This is a genomic window from Saccharophagus degradans 2-40, from assembly GCF_000013665.1.
Classification (GTDB): domain Bacteria; phylum Pseudomonadota; class Gammaproteobacteria; order Pseudomonadales; family Cellvibrionaceae; genus Saccharophagus; species Saccharophagus degradans.
Map to the genome: position 1 here is coordinate 1733078 of NC_007912.1, position 16717 is coordinate 1749794.

Genomic DNA, 16717 nt, shown 5'->3' on the forward strand with positions numbered 1-16717 from the left:
TACACCACGGCATGTTTAGTCCGCTTATAGATCAACTTATCAACTCGCTTCGACACTTGCCTGGCGTGGGGCCAAAATCGGCACAGCGCATGGCGCTCCATTTGCTCGAGCGCGACCGAGAAGGGGCACAAAACCTGTCGGAAGTTTTAGCGAAAGCGGTGGAGCACGTACACCGCTGCCAGCAGTGCCGCACTTTAACAGAGCAAGCGCTGTGTAATATTTGTAGCAACGCACGTCGCAATCGTAAAGAGCTGTGCATAGTAGAAACCCCCGCAGATGTAATCGCCATAGAAACATCGGCGGTGTTCTCTGGTTATTATTTTGTCTTGCTGGGTCGGTTATCACCTATCGACGGCATAGGCCCCAAAGAAATAGGTATGGATGTATTGGCTTCCCGTTTTGCCGAAGGTGAAATAGAAGAAGTGATTATTGCAACCAACCCAACTATTGAAGGCGAAGCAACCGCGCACTACATTTCGGAGCGGGCCAAAGCGCAAGGTATAAAAGTGTCGCGTATCGCACACGGCATACCAATAGGTGGCGAATTAGAATATGTAGATGGCGGCACCTTAGCGCACGCTATTAGTCGCAGACAGGAGATATAACTTGGCGGACGATTTAGTAAAACAGCCCATTCACTGGATAAGTACCGTCGAAGAATTGGAAGAGTGCTGCGAGCGCTGGCAAAGTAAAAAGTTACTTGCTGTAGATACCGAATTTATGCGCAGCCAAACCTATTACCCTATTGCGGGGTTAATTCAGGTTAACGATGGCGAAGCTAATTATCTGTTAGACCCAACCACCATCGATGATTTCTCGCCGTTTGCAGAGATTTTGGTCGACGACGATATTATTAAAGCCATTCACTCATGCTCAGAAGATCTTGAAGTGTTTTATCACTCTTTTGGTTTTTTACCGCAGCGTCTGTTTGATACGCAAATAGCCGGAGCTTTTGTTAATTTAGGCTATTCCATGGGTTTTGCGCGCATGGTGCAAGGTGTCTTGGGGGTGGAGCTACCCAAAACAGAAACGCGTTCTGATTGGCTGCAGCGCCCTTTAAGTGTTGCGCAAAAACACTACGCTGCATTAGATGTAGAATATTTGTATTTATTGGCCGGTAAACTACTCACAGAACTAAAGGCCAAAGAGCGTTTAGATTGGGTATTTGGTGAAGGCAAAACTATAGTTAAAAACTTTAGCGATAACCTCGACCCTAAGTTGAGTTACTTACGCGTTAAAAATGCATGGAAGTTAAACGCCAAGCAGTTAGCTATATTTCAAAACTTGTGTGAATGGCGCGAGCTAACCGCACAAAAGCGCGATAAACCGCGCAATAGAATTGTTAAAGAAAATACGCTTTTTGCCATGGCTCTAAAACGCCCTAAGCATATATCGCAATTGCGTAATTACGAAGGTATGAGCGATCGGGTTATTCGCACCGATGGTGAATATTTACTGCGCCTTATTGAGCGCGCAGACAAAATAGAAGCATCAGATTTACCCGAGTTGCTACCCAAGCCTCTTACTTCTGCAGAAAATAAGCGCGTTAAAGCGTTGCGTGCAGAAGTACAAAAAGTAGCAGATGAAATTGGTATTGCCTCAGAAATACTGGCCCGTAAAAAAGAATACGACTATATAGTGCGGGATTACTTGGCCAGAGGCGAGTGGAGCTACCCTGAAGGCTTTCCCCAATGGCGTCAAGCACTGCTAACCGATTTAATAAACGAAACCATTAAAGTTGAACCCGCAGATGAAGTTGATAGTTGATATTTACCGCAGCGCTAAAAAAGAAGGCATGTATTTGTATGTGCCTAGAAATAAAGCGCTAGATGAGTTGCCCGAGCCGCTAATGAAGCAATTTGGCCGCGCCGATCATTCTATGGTGCTGGTGTTAACGCCAGAGAAAAAGCTTGCGCGTGCAAGTGTAGAAAAAGTTATCGAGTCTATAGAAAACCAAGGGTTCTATTTGCAAATGCCTCCGCCGCCAGAGAGCTATATGAACGAAATCCCCAACGATAAAATGCCGCGCTAACAATGGCATTTTGGCAAGAAAAAACCTTAGCAGAAATGACGCCCGCCGAGTGGGAGTCGCTTTGTGATGGCTGCGGAAAATGCTGCTTGCATAAGCTGGAAGATGAAGATACCGGCGAGGTTTTTTATACCTATGTTGCGTGCAAGTTACTCGACACTCAAACCGCGCGCTGCACCGATTACCCCAACCGTGTTGCCAAGGTGCCAGAATGCTTGTGTTTAAAGCCTAGCGATGTCGCCAGTTTTCATTGGTTGCCAGAAACCTGCGCCTACCGGTTGTTATCGGAAGGGCAACCGTTGGCCGCTTGGCACCCATTGGTAAGTGGAGACCCTGCATCGGTAAAGGCTGCCAATGTATCGGTAGCGGGTAAAGTGGTTGCCGAGCACAAAGTGCACCCCGATGATTATGAAGATTGCATAGTCCACTGGGTTTAATTATTTTTCGGCACTGTGGGTTTGTCGGTGCAAACTAATTTTGATTTTAGTAGTGATTGGTTTCAAACCCTCTAACTGCAATAAAGGTGTACAGCATGAACGACGACATAGTTGAAGATTTACAAACACGGTTGGCATACCAAGAAGATACCTTAAACAAACTAAATGACCTGGTAGTGCTTCAAACCCGCGAATTGGCAGATGTAAAAAAGCAGCTCGCCTTGGTATATAAGAAAATGAGCGATATGAGCTACCAGCTGGAATCGCAACAGGATGGCGGCGTAGATAACGAGGTGCCGCCCCATTATTAATGATTTAACCTTTAAGTGTAGTTGAATTTATTTTAACTGCAGTTATTTTGCACATGGCATTGCCTATTCATAGCTGTGCTATGTGCAGCTTTTATACTTTTATTGGGCGCCGCATTCAAAAGCTACCAACGCTTACGCCAGCCTAACTCGTTGTTATACCTCGCTTTAATCTCATTTATCTATATACACACACCAATCCTCGTTATCTGTTTTCCGCTTTGACACGGCTTTCTTTGTTTCTGTGGCGCTTACTTCCTTGTGCATTGCATCGGCAGTTTCAAGCTATAAAAAAGCACTTTTTAGACTAGATGCTACTATTAAAGGAGTGAATACACTCCCTGGCGTATTAACACGTCAGTAAATTATCTGGGCAAAAGTTAACGGATACGTGGGCATATGTACCTCGAATTTTTTGGTCTGAATCGGACCCCTTTTAAAATCACACCTGATACTCACCTTTTTTACGAAGGTAGTAATCGAGGCGACAATTTATTGGGCTTATGTTACACCGTGGCGCATGCCGAGGGCATTAGCAAGGTGGTAGGCGAAGTAGGTACGGGTAAAACTATGCTTAGCCGCATGTTGCCATTAAAAGTTGAAGAGCACATAGATTGGGTATATTTGCCGCACCCTAACTTGTCGCCTAGTGAAGTGTTAGTCGCTATAGCGCGCGAGTTGGGTTTGGAGGTGGACGATGGTGCAGACAAGTCGCTGCTAACTACTCGGCTACACCAAGCCTTAATCTCCCGTCATGCCAAAGGGCGTCGTGTGGTGGTGCTTATTGATGAGGTACAGGCAATGAGTATCGAAACCTTGGAGGAAATTAGACTTTTAAGCAATCTAGAAACGGATGAGCACAAGCTATTACAGATAGTAATGTTTGGGCAGCCAGAAATAGATAAAAAACTGGCTATGCCAGAAATTCGCCAATTGCGAGAGCGAATAGTGCACCATTTCTACCTTTCCCCCTTTACCGAACGAGACGTTCAGGAGTACTTGAATTTCCGGATGCGAGCATCTGGATATAAGGGACCAGATATTTTTACGCAGGGTGTTGCAAAAGCCATTATGGCTTATAGCCAAGGGCTAGTTCGGCGAGTAAATATTATTGCCGACAAGACACTGCTAGCCGCATACGTTAACAATCGCTACGAGCTTAAAGTGGAAGACGTAAAAGCAGCTGCGGTTGAGGGCCGTTTTAAAGCAGTACCTCTTTGGCAAAGAGTTAAATCGCTTGTAAGTAAGCGAGATTATGCTTTGGTGGTGTTAATTGGAATAGCGTCTGGCTCCACAGGATTAAACGTGGAGGGCTTGCTATGATTATGAGTATGTGGTGTGAGGGGGTAATTACACGTATAAAACACTGTGCGCACCATGTTTTTAAGTTCGCTGCTAAAGGTAAGCTTGTTGCTGTTTTGGCGGCGCTAACTTGGCTGAGTGGTTGTTTTTCTGGAAACGCTAAGCCCAATAGTGGCGGGCATCTCTCGGCAGCGGACTTACATAAAACACAAAGCATACCCGAGGTGGTAAAGGTATTACCGCCTTCGTTACCTGAACCATCAAAAATAAAAAACGAACGCTTACATACAGTTGTAGTTCACGACGTGCCCGTTACGGAACTTCTGTTTTCATTGGCGAGAGATGCAAATATTAATTTAGATATTGATTCGGATATAACTACCCGAATTACTCTTAATGCCGTAAATCAACCTCTTATGGCAATTATCGATCGTGTGGCAGAAAAAGCCCAGCTTCGCTACGAGAGTACAAATCACGGCATTTATATACGCAAAGATAAACCCTTTCTAAAAAGCTACCGAATCGATTATTTGAATATGGAGCGTGAAAGTTCCAGTAAAGTAAGTGTATCAACCCAAATAAGCTCTACGGGGCAAGGAGCCGTGTCAGATGGCGGGGGAGGTGGTGGAGATAACAGCTCAGACACTTCCGTTGTAAATAAATCGTCGCACTTGTTCTGGCAAACGTTAGCGAAAAACGTCGGCTCCATTTTGGGCTCGCAGCAGGCCGAGCAGCAAGGCGCATCTCACCCAGATATTTTGCTAAATAAGGAAGGGGGAGTGATGGCTGTGCGAGCTACTTACCGCCAGCACAAGGAGATTCAACATTTTCTAAGCGAGATTATGTTTGCCTCGCAGCGCCAAGTGCTAATAGAAGCGACTATTGTCGAAGTGACGTTAAGCGAAAGGTATCAAGCAGGTATTGACTGGAGCGTACTGCAACAAAATGTAGCCGATGGTGTAACACGAACAGCCACGCAAGATGTTTTGGATGTAACGTTGCAAGACCCTGTTTTTACTATTACGCATGTGGGTAAAAACCTGTCTGCCACAGTTAAAGCGTTAGATACATTTGGCGATGTAAGTGTAATGTCTAGCCCTAAGGTGATGACACTAAACAACCAAACTGCCCTGCTAAAAGTTGTAGATAATCTTGTTTACTTTACGGTAGATGTAAACATAGAAACAAATGAATCTGGCCCCTCCACCACAACGTTTGAAACAGAGGTTAACACTGTACCCATTGGTTTTGTTATGAGTGTTACCCCTTTTATTAACGAGTTTGGTTATGTCACGTTAAATATTCGCCCGACAATTTCTAGGGTAATTGGTTTGAAACGCGACCCCAACCCTGCATTGGCACAGGTGAATGTGGTAAATGAAATACCCGAAATACAAGTTCGAGAGGTGGAATCGGTACTAAAAATTCCGGATGGTGAGGTGGCTATTATTGGCGGCTTGATGCAAGACGAGCAAGATAATACCGAACATGGTGTGCCAGGCCTGTCAAAAATACCTCTGGTGGGCGGTCTATTTAAATATACCGATGACAAAGTGAAAAAAAGTGAGCTGGTTATTTTTATAAAGCCTATTGTGGTGGACTACTCGAAGAGTTCTCGGGTAGCGTCTGAAAAATTCCCCGCAGACGATTGGTACTAATCCATGAGTATGTTGTTAGATGCACTAAAAAAAGCTGCCCTAGAAAAAAAAGGTAGGGAAAGTGCGCAGACTACAAGTGAGGATAAACCTGCTGATATGGCCCAAGGCATCAATATGCCAGAGGGCGATAAAGGAGCGGAGCTAGCCGAGCCTCCCCCTTCAGATAAGGCTCTAGAAAAACCACTAGCAATACCAGATGAAACACCCCTAGAGAGTAATACGGTTTCAGCTCAGCACGAGCTACCTGAAGAGAAAGACGAAGGCGCTTTTCTCGTGCAATCTAGTGAAGCCCCTCTAGAGCTAGTTGAGCCTGACGCTAGCCCGTTACCTTTGGATGAGAGAGAAGTGGCGGGCGCGGATAACGCAATCGAGCTTCCTGCACCAGATGTGGATTTAGAAAGTTTTGACGAGAGTGGCTATTGTCTAAGCGGTGATGAATTGCATGGCGAAGGCTCAATGCTGGCGGGAAATACCTGCGAAGCAAATAACGACGAGCCAGTCGATATGTCTGCGGAGTTGGATTTCTCCGAAATTGATGAAATAGCAGCCGCAGAATCGGAAGAAGAACGATTAGCCGCAGAGTGGGAAGCGCAAATGTTAAGTGCGAGTTCTGCTTCCGACGATGCAACCGGTGAAAATTCATCTGCCAATGCAGCTAAAGAAGAACCGCTCGTAGATGATACGCCCTCAAGTGAAAGTGCGGTCCCGCAAACGGCTGTGCCAGCAATGTCTGCAGATGATTTAATGGCCGAAATCGTAGCCGACGCGCTTGCTCAAACAGAAGGCGTGGCGGCTGATGTTAACCCCGAGGAAGAAAATGAAAATAAACAAGCGTTAGCCAATCTCATTGAGAATGGAAGACGCCAGCGAGAAAAAATAAAACGCAGGCAAATTTTTGGTGTGGTTTTATTGTTTTTTATTACGGTAGTGTTGGCTGGTGGCTACTATTACTTTATTCAAATGGAAGACTCCTCTTTGGTTAACGTGAATCAATATGCCGCATATCCAAATGAAAATGAAAGTGATGATTTAAATGCTGGATTAGATGATAGTTATAGTGACTCTGATGTAGAGCAAAATACAATAATCGAAAATGCCGAAGTAAGCCGTTCAACATTAAATACTACGTCAGCGGAAACAGTAGCTTCTCAAGTTTCGAAGCAAGATAAAAAAGCCGACGCTGCGAGTGGTGGTGGCTCTTCGCCCCCGTCTACATTAACAGAAAAACCAACGACTAAAGCTATACCGGTGACGGTTGCCAAAAAAGTGCCAGTCAAACCTGAGGTGCCCCCAGTTAAAGAGCGCGATGACGAAAGTAATGTGATGATGCGTATGACATTATCGCAGAAAATTCAGGCAGGCTACCAAGCTTATAAATTACAAAATTTCTCTGGCGCTAAGCAGTTCTACTCGAGTGCATTACGCGATGCGCCCGAGAATAGGGATGCTTTATTAGGTTTGGCTGCTACCGCTACGCGTATGGGGCGGTTAGATATTGCGTTGGGGCACTACCAAGTATTACTAACCATGAACCCTCAGGATGCGTTGGCCAAGTCAGGTGCTTTATCTTTAGCGTCGCTAAGTGGGGATTTACCAAGACTCGAGAGCGAAGTGAAAATACTACTTTCCGATCACCCGAGTGATGCCCACTTGCATTTTTTGTTAGGCAGTTTGTATAGCAGTACTGGCAACTGGAATGGTGCGCGTGAATCCTTCTATCGCGCGGTAGATCTCGATAAATTTAACCCGGACTATGTGTATAACTTGGCGGTGAGTATGGATCATACCGCTTCATATCGCGAGGCGCTTAGCTACTACAAGCAAGCGAAGGCAATAAGCCTTGTGGCTAGCCCAACCTTTTCTCTTGAAAGTCTCAATGCACGGATTAATGCGTTAGAAATTAAATTGCAGCAATCGACAAAGAGGTAGCACAAAACACGTGGCTAAAGAAAAAAAGCGTTTGGGTGATATGTTGGTTGATCAGGGAGTTGTTAGCCCAGATCAAGTCGTTATCGCAATTACAGAACAGAGAAAAACTAAAAAGCCATTGGGTCAAGTGTTTATCGATCTCGGTTTTGTAACCGAACACGTTATTCGCGACACCTTAGCTGAAACGTTTGGTCAGGAAAGTATAGACCTTTCTTCGGCTGTGCCAGATTCTGAAGCGCTTGCGATGGTGCCTAAAAATGTGGCTACACGAAATAATGTAGTACCTATAAGCTTTAACCAGCGTTCATCCGAATTGCGATTAGCGATGGCTGATGTTTACGATGTAATGGTGTTAGACCGTATTCGTTCTATATTGCCGTTAGATGTAGACATTGTTCCGTTACTTGCCACCGAAACCGAAATACGCTCAGCGCTTGATTTATTTTACGGCTATGAATTATCAGTTGATGGTATTTTAAAAGAAATAGAAACCGGTGAGGTGGATTGGCATAGCTTGGAAGCTGTTGGCCAAGAGTATAGTCAGCCGTTAGTGCGCTTAGTAGATGCCGTACTTTCTGACGCGGTAAAGCGCGATGTGTCGGATATTCACTTCGAACCAGAAAGAGGTTTTTTGAGGTTACGCTATCGCATTGACGGTGTGTTAAGGCAGGTTCGTAGCCTGCATAAAGATTATTGGTCTGCTATTGCTGTGCGCTTAAAGGTAATGGCAAATTTGAATATAGCAGAAACGCGCACTCCGCAAGATGGACGTATAAGTTTAAATGTGGGCGGAAAAGACGTGGATTTTCGCGTGTCAGTACAACCGGTAACACACGGTGAAAATATCGTGTTACGTGTGTTGGACCGAACTAAAGGTATTGTTCCTCTAGAAAAACTCGATCTTAACCCAGAAAATTTTGATCTTATAAAATTAATGATGAGTAGGCCCGAGGGAATTATTTTGGTAACTGGGCCAACAGGTAGTGGTAAAACCACTACGCTCTATTCAATGCTTAACCATCGAAATTCGGTGGAAGTAAACATTATGACGTTGGAAGACCCGGTGGAATACCCCATGGATATGATTCGCCAAACGTCAATAAGCGATGCAGCCAAAATGGATTTTGCAAGCGGTATACGTTCTTTAATGCGGCAAGACCCTGATATTATTTTAGTTGGCGAAGTACGTGATGAAGCTACCGCAGAAATGGCATTTCGCGCTGCGATGACAGGCCATCAAGTGTATACCACTTTGCACACAAATTCTGCGCTGGGTTCTATTCCACGGTTAATGGATATAGGCGTAAAAACAGATTTATTGGCCGGCAATATAATTGGCATTATTGGCCAGCGATTAATTCGAAGGCTTTGCGTCAATTGCAAAAAGCCTCGCCCAGCAGAGGAGTTTGAAAGAATTATTATAGGTGTTGACGAGCCCATTATTTTACAAGATGCAGTAGGGTGTGAAGCTTGTAATAACACCGGCTATAAAGGGCGAATATCTGTAATGGAAGTATTAAAAATAGATAAAGTGTTAGATGAAATGATCGCCAAACATCTTCCCTTAAGCGAAATAGAAAACGCCGCGTTAGAACTCGGCTTTAAAACTATGGCGGATGACGGTTTACGCAGAGTAGTGCTTGGGGAAACCACTATCGAGGCACTCAGTCGTTCTGTTGATTTAACAGAACGGCTAAGATAGGTGGCCCATGTCGCAGTATAAATTTAAAGCAATGGATGTGAATGGCAAGATCAGGCAGGGCGTTTTGCATGCCAGTAACGTATTCGATGTAGAGCATCAACTCAATACGCAAAATTACGATTTAATATCCTGCCAAGAGGTAAAAGTAAAAAAATACCGCCCGTTCGATACAAAGCTCCAGCGCAGGGACCTTATTAATATGGTGTTCCAGCTAGAGCAGCTTACAAAATCGGGGGTGTCGCTACTAGAAGGGTTAAAAGACCTGCGCGACAGTGTGCCCGAGTCCTACTTTAAAGATGTTTTAGCGGGATTGGTAGAGTCGATCGAAGGGGGAAAAACTTTCTCCGAAAGTTTAAAAAACTTTCCTAACGATTTTGATACAGTGTTTGTGTCGTTAGTGGAGGTTGGCGAAGAATCTGGCGAGCTGGCAAAAATACTAAAAGATATGGGTGAAACTCTGCGTTGGACAGATGAAATAGTTGCTGCCACCGTTAAGATTATTATGTATCCCGCTATTGTGGCGCTAGTAGTATTTTGTGTAACCGCATTTTTAATGATTTACCTTGTGCCAAAAATTATTCCTTTTGTGGAGGAGATGGGCGGGGATATACCTTTTCACACCGTTGCGCTTATTGCATTTTCCGATTTCTTTATACACTACTGGTGGTTGATTATATCTACCCCCATTGTGATTACAGTAGTTATTAAAAAACTAGCAAAAACACGCCCTAGTCTGAGGTATCAGCTTGATAGATTAAAGCTTAATTTACCTATCATAGGTGAAATTAACTTTAAGCTTAAAGTTGCGCGTATGACAAATTATATGGCGCTTATGTATTCAGCCGGCATTACCGTTTTAAGAGCACTAGAAATTAGTAAACCTTTGGTTAGTAGCGATGTGCTTTCCGGCGCAATTGATGATGTGTACGATCAAATTGCTGAGGGTAATAGTATTAGTGATAGTTTTGCTAGAACCGAAATATTTCCTCCTCTGGTTGTTAGAATGGTGCGGGTTGGCGAAACCACGGGCAATTTAGATGAAGCGTTGTTGAATGTAAGTTACTTTTATAATCGAGAAGTAAAAGAGGCAATTGATAAAATTGAACCCGCTATTAGCCCTATTTTAACTGTTGTAATGGGTACGCTACTCGGTTGGATTATGCTCTCAGTTCTCGGCCCCGTATGGGACGCCGTATCCAAGGTGGGCTAACCAAGTGTCTCGCGTATTTTTTTATACAGGGTTTAGAATGGAGGTGTTCGAATTCAAATCGAACACTTTATCCGCTCGCTTGGATTTTAAATATGATGAAGAGGGTATAAAACAGTTTAAAGTATTGCTCAGCGATGGTATCCCAGTTACGAGCCGCTTGTTAGTAGATCTTAGAGATGAAGACTTTATAAGAGAGCAGGTGCCACATGTTAGCGGCAAAGATCGTCAGATAATGCTCGAAAGGCTAAAAGCGCGAACATTTCGCGATGCTAAATATCGGTATACACGTATTCTAGGGCGTCGCGATGATGGTCGTAGAGATGACATGGTACTGCTTTCTTCGCTGTTGGAAACAGAGCAGTTTACAGGGTGGATGCAACTATTCAGTGAACATAATACGCCGCTGGTTGGTATTTGGTCTACGGCCTATTTAAGTGAGCAGATTATTAAAAAGCTAAAAATTAAAGATGATAATGTGCTTTTTTTCTCTAGGCAGTCGAAAAGTGCCGTAAGGGAGACGCTGTTTAAAAAAGGAAAAATCTTTGTGTCTCGCCAAGCGAAGCTCGAGCGACGGGTGAGAAAAGATAGATCCGCTGAAACCGCTGCAACTATTGTGGCTACCAATGTTGAGGTTATGCAGCGGTTTTTGGTGAACCAGCGTATTTTAGGGCCTGGTGAAGAGCTTAACGTTTACAGTATTCTTCAAGACCTCTACATAGAAAAGGCAGAGATGTATTGTGAAGGCTCGGATCAACTTAAATTCCATTTTGTAGGTATTCGAGCTTTAGCCGAGAAATTTGGTTTAAGTGTGCAGGGTGATTTTGAAGCGGATACACTCTTTTCGTTTCTCTGCTCGAAACAACCACCGCATACACAAATCTACCTGTGTAAAGATCAAAAGTTACCATATTATCGCTTTCTGATTCAGCAGATAATAAAGGTGGCAACGTTTGCCGGCAGTATCGCCTCCGTAATTACGGCTACATTTTTACTATTAAATTCGGCCGAATTTAATAACATAAAAAGAACCGAGCAGGCGAAGTTGCAACGTTTTTCAGAACTGTATAATCAACAATATAGCCAATTAGAGCACCGTATCGCGGATGCGCAACGAATAAAGGGTAGTGTGGATCTAATCTATAATATAGAACGTGAAACTGATCTTAACCCTCAAGCACTCTTTCCAGCCATTGGCGGCATTTTCTCAGACCCAAATTTCTCATTATTTAGTATTCAAAACTTGCAGTGGGAAAAGCACACTCCAAATGAGATTAATGCGATTGTGAGTGGCTATTCGGATCTAAAAACTGCAACCATTCCCGACGGTGAGTATTTTGAAGAGTACGAAGAGGTTGACTACCAGTTTCAGCCCACACTTAGAATTTCTGGCACTATGGTAAAAAAGGGCGAAAAGTACAGCGATATTGTGCGTGCTACAGAAGCATTGATTTCACGCTTGTCGTCAATTCACAATGTTTCGGCCGTTCATGTTTTGGCGCATCCGGTCGATGTTCGGCTAGGATCGAAATTTAGTGACGAAGGCGGTGCGAAAGAAGAGGGCGCTCGCGAAAGTGATTTGTCTGCCAGCTTTGATTTTAGATTGTTGCTAAAACCGGCCGAACCAATTAACCCAGAAGGAGAGTTGTATGGGGAATATTGATTTTCGCGCTCACTTTTTTAGCTTGGCAGTATTGGCTGTTTCACTGATTTATCTCTCTATAACCTTATATATTCGTATAGCTAACGAAACGGAATTGGTCGAGTTGCGTGGTGCGGTTGTACAACAGCGTCTAACAAACAATACTTCATTTACTGAGCTGAGTGTTTTAAATGCTAACGCACCAGATTATGAACTATATCGTGAGCAAGGCGTAATCGGCGAAGCAAACAAGTTAAATTGGATAGAGCACTTAGATAGTGTTAGCAAAGAGATTGGCATACCCAGTATTCAATTTACTATCGAAAATACCAGAAAAGTACAGGAGGGTGAAACACCTTTTTATCACTATGAAATTCCAATTTATGTAACAGAAATGTACCTAGATTTACTGCTGTTGCATGAAGGGGATTTGTACCTGCTACTTAACGAGATGGCTTCGCGGGCCAATGGTTTGTTTAGCGTTGAGGCCTGTGAACTACAGCGTATTGGCGCTAAAACGAGTAAAGCGCTTTTCGAGGGGTTAAAGGGTAAGTGTCATTTGCGCTGGTTCAATTTAGAAGATATTACCCTTGCTTGGCAAGATGTGGAGGCGAGTTATGTTCCTTAATCGTATAATTGTTGTCGCTGTTGTGTGTAGTTCATTACCATTGCATGCCGACCCTTATCCTTTTGGTCGCGTTTTTACCACACAGGAAGAACGAAAAATATTAGACGATTGGCGCCGTAACGGAAATGTGCCGGAAGAAAACGTTGAGGCAGCTACAACAGAAAAAACCGTGCAGAAACCATCTTTAACAAAAATCGAACTCTCTGGTTACATGTTAAGAGAGGATGGCTCGGCCATAGTTTGGATTAACGGTAAAAGCGAATTAAGTGCAACGCGAGACTCTGTAAAAACATCCAAACCAAATTCAGGAACCCTTAGTGTTTATCACGAGGGTAGAAGGGTACGGTTGAAGCCCGGTCAAGCTTGGATGATCGACGAAAATCAAGTGAAAGAAAGTTACGAAGTAACGGCTCCTAAACCTTTACCTATGACCAACCCTGTACCCGATGACGGTGAAAAATCTAACTCGGAGACTCCCGGTGACTAGCCTGAGGGGGCGTAATGCTCGAGCGCTTGGTATTAGTCAAAGCGGGGCCGCATTATTAATTATTCTCGCTATTGTATTGGTGGGGTTTACGCTAGCATTAACCTCAGTACTTTCTATCAATGCTATTCGATTAAAGGGTACGCAAAAAAATATTGAAGTAATGGCGCAAGCGAAAGAAGCGCTACTTGGCTACGCGTTGAGGCAGCAGCCCGTTGGCGGCTTACCGTGTCCAGACACCAATGAAGATGGTTTTTCTAATACGACAGGAGCCAATTGCACAGCTTATTTGGGGCGGTTGCCATTTAAAACGCTATCTTTGCCAGAGTTGCGTGACAGTGAAGGAAATCGCTTATGGTACGCGGTAGATAGAAATTTAGTTACCGTAAGTACTGCCACTAAAAACCCGTCTTTACTCACCACGTTAACGTTAAACGCACAATCGACAGCAGCCATCATTATCGCAGCGAATGGTGTTGTCGAAGATCAGGTACGCGGTAATACCATAACCACTGCAGCGTATCTAGAAGGCGAAAACGCTAGCGCCAATACCGCCTTTTTCGAGCAAGCAGTTAGCGAAATCAACAACGATCAACTTCTTGGTATTGGTTTAACCGAATTTTGGAATTTGATGCAACGCAGTTATTTGGCGCAAGTGGCCAATGTATTGACAGCTTATAAAGGGGCTTGTGGCGAATACCCCTGGGCTGCGAGTTTTGGTGGCCCGCCCTATAACTCGGTAGACCTACAACAACGTGGCGCATTGCCATTACATTCTGCGTTACCAGTGAATTGGAATACAGGATGTGCAAGTGGTATTACCCCCTCTGCATGGTGGTACAGTAATTGGGGGACAGAAGTTTATTACAGCATGTGCACAGCGGCGCAAGGAAACTGCTTAACTATTACGGGGGCTAGTCCATCTACTCTGTCGGCTGTCACTATTGCTCCCGGTGTTGGTCTTGCAGGGCAGGCTCGCCCCTCGACTGATCTTACAAACTATTTTGAGCAGAGTAACGCGAATGGAACTTCGCCCTTTGAATTTATGAGTACGTTACAATTTAGCGAGAGTTTTAATGATGTTGTCTATCCAATCACCCCCTAGGGCGAATCAACACGGCTTTACGTTGTTAGAAATGGCTGTGGTGATGGTTATATTAGGTTTATTACTTGGTGGTTTATTGGGGCCGCTCGCATCGCAACGTGAGAGCAAAAATTTAAACACAGTGAATCAGCAATTATTAGAAATACACGATGCACTTCTTGGTTATGCTGCCGTAAATGGCTTTTTACCTTGCCCCTCGCGTGCAAACTCCTCTGGATTGGAAGCGCGTAACGGCGCAGGACGGTGTCAACAGGAACATGGGTTTGTACCTATTCGTACGCTTGGCCTGCAAGGTCCTGTCGATTCCAACACTAGGTTGTTAGACCCTTGGCTGGTGCCTATTCGCTATAGCTTAACTTCTGTGGGTACATGGGAGTATGCGCGCGGCGTGCAATTAAATGGTAGTGCTAGTAATTATCGGGTGTGCGGACAGTCAGTGTGTAGTGAGGTATTGGCAGATAACGTAGTGGCGGTGATTTTTTCTTTGGGTGAAAACGGTAATTTAACAACCACCTCCGTAGATGAACTCGAAAATACAGATGGCGACGACACTTTTGTAAGTCGTGTAAAAAGCGAGGCGAGCGGTTCTGAATTTAATGATACCTTGCGTTGGCTTTCTCCAAACATATTAATGCATCAACTTGTCAAAGCAGGGCGCCTCTAGTTGGTGCGAGTTGTGCCGCTGTAACACAGCAATTAAATATTGGCGTTATAACGTTACGGCATATTAAAGCGTGATTTGTTGACGTAAGTTACGGTAAACCGGTACTTCGCTTTTTTTATTCACGAATGTTTTGGAAATAACCCACTATAAATAGTGATTAGCCAAATATTTGCTATGCTTTTTATTAACGGATTTATAAACAGTTTTATTCCTAGTTGTTCTCATGTGAAGTGAATTTAAAAGGTACTTTTACTATGTTAAACAATCAAATGAACAGGCAGTCGGGCTTTACGCTTGTAGAAATCGCCATAGTGCTTGTGATTATTGGCTTGCTGCTTGGTGGTGTGCTTAAGGGTACTGAGCTAATTGAAAACTCAAAAGTTAAGAAAGCGGCCAATGAATTAAACGGTATATCTGCTGCGTATAATTCGTATATAGATCGCTACTCCCGAGTCCCGGGTGACGACGGTAACTTAGCTGCTTTGCAAGCGCGTGGTGGCCCTTGGGCTAGTGTGACTAGCGCGGGTAATAATAATGGCGCACTACAGGTTAGTTTAGGCCAAACCTTTAACGGTGGTGGCGAAAATATGGAGTTTTGGCAACATTTAAAGGCGTCAGGCTACATTAAAGGTAACCCTGCTGACGCGGGTCAATCAGCACTGCCAAGAAATGCATTTGGCGGGTTAATCGGTATTACAACTCAGTCGATGGGGGGCGGTTTAAATGGAGTTAAGGTTTGCCTAGGGCAGGTGCCTGGTAAATCTGCTGCCGCACTGGATAATCAGTTGGATGATGGCTTGGGGCAGTCTGGTAGCATTCGCGCAACGCTAGGTAATGCAGGTACTAACACAAACCCAGCTGCTGCAGCCTTAGCCGCAGAGTATAACGAGGGTAACGAATACACTGTTTGCGCTAAAATTTAATGTGACTAAAGGCGCTGGCCCCTTCGGGTTGGCGCCTGTTTTCGGCCTTTGCTCTTAATAATGTGTATTTTCCCCTCCCAATTCTCTCTTTTACATCTAGTTTTATTTCTTCAATTCCTTCTCTAGCTTTACAGTGCAGCGCTGTGTGGGTATAAAAAGAATACAGTGTTAGTTTTATTCGAGGGAGATATGAGATGGATAAAAAATATGTTTTAACGGGGTTGGGGTATGCCATTATCGGGCTAGTGCTAGGTATATATATGGCTGCCACCCATAATCACGGCCAGTTAGTTACCCATGCGCATATTATGTTGCTTGGGTTTGTAGTGAGTTTTATTTATGGGGTTTGTCATAGACTATGGCTTGTAAGCCCATCTCGTGCTTTGGTTCGCGCCCAGTTTTATCTCCATCAGGTGGGCACCTTGGCGCTATTGGTGGGGTTGTTCGTTATGTACAGTGGTGTCATCGCAGCGTGGATACAACCGCTACTGGCTGTGTCTTCCCTGTGCGTGTTAGCGGCTATGGTGTTGATGAAAGTACTGTTTATACAGGCTTCTAAGAATACCAATTAACTTAACTATTACAGTTCAGTAAATAGTCATATCTATTTATGCGTGGGCTTATAGTTAGGTTGAAGCAAGTGACCTATGCCATCGACTCGGCAGGCATTCAACAGTAGAATACCGGCTCTTTAACTTA

The 16717-nt window shown here is 44.2% G+C and carries 17 protein-coding genes; all 17 read left to right on the forward strand.

The window, feature by feature from the left end; genetic code table 11:
• The first annotated feature begins 11 nt into the window (after nucleotides 1-11).
• The gene (recR, locus tag SDE_RS07010; RefSeq protein WP_011467819.1) at nucleotides 12-605 is read left to right on the forward strand and encodes a recombination mediator RecR; all 594 of its coding nucleotides are present in this window, start codon (nucleotides 12-14) and stop codon (nucleotides 603-605) included.
• Nucleotide 606: 1 nt separating this feature from the next.
• Complete coding sequence (rnd, locus tag SDE_RS07015; protein WP_011467820.1) at nucleotides 607-1767, forward strand: ribonuclease D; 1161 nt, start codon at nucleotides 607-609, stop codon at nucleotides 1765-1767.
• Complete coding sequence (locus SDE_RS07020) at nucleotides 1751-2032, forward strand: YcgL domain-containing protein (protein WP_041324367.1); 282 nt, start codon at nucleotides 1751-1753, stop codon at nucleotides 2030-2032. Before rnd ends, SDE_RS07020 begins: the two co-directional genes overlap by 17 nt.
• Nucleotides 2033-2034: 2 nt before the next feature.
• Complete coding sequence (locus tag SDE_RS07025) at nucleotides 2035-2466, forward strand: YcgN family cysteine cluster protein (protein WP_011467822.1); 432 nt, start codon at nucleotides 2035-2037, stop codon at nucleotides 2464-2466.
• A gap of 95 nt (nucleotides 2467-2561) precedes the next feature.
• Nucleotides 2562-2777, forward strand: coding sequence for a SlyX family protein (locus SDE_RS07030; protein WP_011467823.1), 216 nt, complete (start codon nucleotides 2562-2564; stop codon nucleotides 2775-2777).
• Between the two features lie 492 nt (nucleotides 2778-3269).
• Nucleotides 3270-4097: an ExeA family protein gene (locus tag SDE_RS07035; RefSeq protein WP_158303861.1), complete on the forward strand. Its 828-nt coding sequence runs from the start codon at nucleotides 3270-3272 to the stop codon at nucleotides 4095-4097.
• On the forward strand, nucleotides 4094-5734 hold the full coding sequence (mshL, locus tag SDE_RS07040) for a pilus (MSHA type) biogenesis protein MshL (protein ID WP_011467825.1): 1641 nt from the start codon (nucleotides 4094-4096) through the stop codon (nucleotides 5732-5734). Before SDE_RS07035 ends, mshL begins: the two co-directional genes overlap by 4 nt.
• 3 nt (nucleotides 5735-5737) lie before the next feature.
• Nucleotides 5738-7663 carry a tetratricopeptide repeat protein gene (locus SDE_RS21230; RefSeq protein WP_011467826.1) on the forward strand — a complete coding sequence of 642 codons (1926 nt, stop codon included), beginning with the start codon at nucleotides 5738-5740 and terminating at the stop codon, nucleotides 7661-7663.
• A 10-nt stretch (nucleotides 7664-7673) separates the two neighbouring features.
• Complete coding sequence (locus SDE_RS07050; protein WP_011467827.1) at nucleotides 7674-9365, forward strand: GspE/PulE family protein; 1692 nt, start codon at nucleotides 7674-7676, stop codon at nucleotides 9363-9365.
• 7 nt (nucleotides 9366-9372) lie between these two features.
• On the forward strand, nucleotides 9373-10575 hold the full coding sequence (locus SDE_RS07055) for a type II secretion system F family protein (protein ID WP_011467828.1): 1203 nt from the start codon (nucleotides 9373-9375) through the stop codon (nucleotides 10573-10575).
• A 4-nt stretch (nucleotides 10576-10579) separates the two neighbouring features.
• On the forward strand, nucleotides 10580-12235 hold the full coding sequence (locus SDE_RS07060; protein ID WP_143710856.1) for a hypothetical protein: 1656 nt from the start codon (nucleotides 10580-10582) through the stop codon (nucleotides 12233-12235).
• On the forward strand, nucleotides 12222-12842 hold the full coding sequence (locus SDE_RS07065) for a hypothetical protein (protein ID WP_041324369.1): 621 nt from the start codon (nucleotides 12222-12224) through the stop codon (nucleotides 12840-12842). The genes SDE_RS07060 and SDE_RS07065 overlap by 14 nt, the downstream gene beginning before the upstream one ends.
• Nucleotides 12832-13329, forward strand: a complete 498-nt coding sequence (locus SDE_RS07070) for a hypothetical protein (RefSeq protein WP_011467831.1) — start codon at nucleotides 12832-12834, stop codon at nucleotides 13327-13329. The genes SDE_RS07065 and SDE_RS07070 overlap by 11 nt, the downstream gene beginning before the upstream one ends.
• Entirely contained in the window at nucleotides 13322-14431 is a 1110-nt protein-coding gene (locus SDE_RS07075; RefSeq protein ID WP_011467832.1) for a hypothetical protein, read from the forward strand. The genes SDE_RS07070 and SDE_RS07075 overlap by 8 nt, the downstream gene beginning before the upstream one ends.
• On the forward strand, nucleotides 14403-15095 hold the full coding sequence (locus SDE_RS07080) for a type II secretion system protein (RefSeq protein WP_049762591.1): 693 nt from the start codon (nucleotides 14403-14405) through the stop codon (nucleotides 15093-15095). Before SDE_RS07075 ends, SDE_RS07080 begins: the two co-directional genes overlap by 29 nt.
• Before the next feature lie 254 nt (nucleotides 15096-15349).
• Nucleotides 15350-16018 (forward strand): prepilin-type N-terminal cleavage/methylation domain-containing protein, encoded by a 669-nt coding sequence (locus SDE_RS07085; protein WP_011467834.1) that lies wholly within the window; start codon nucleotides 15350-15352, stop codon nucleotides 16016-16018.
• A gap of 194 nt (nucleotides 16019-16212) precedes the next feature.
• Entirely contained in the window at nucleotides 16213-16590 is a 378-nt protein-coding gene (locus tag SDE_RS07090) for a hypothetical protein (RefSeq protein WP_011467835.1), read from the forward strand.
• The last annotated feature ends 127 nt before the right edge of the window (nucleotides 16591-16717 follow it).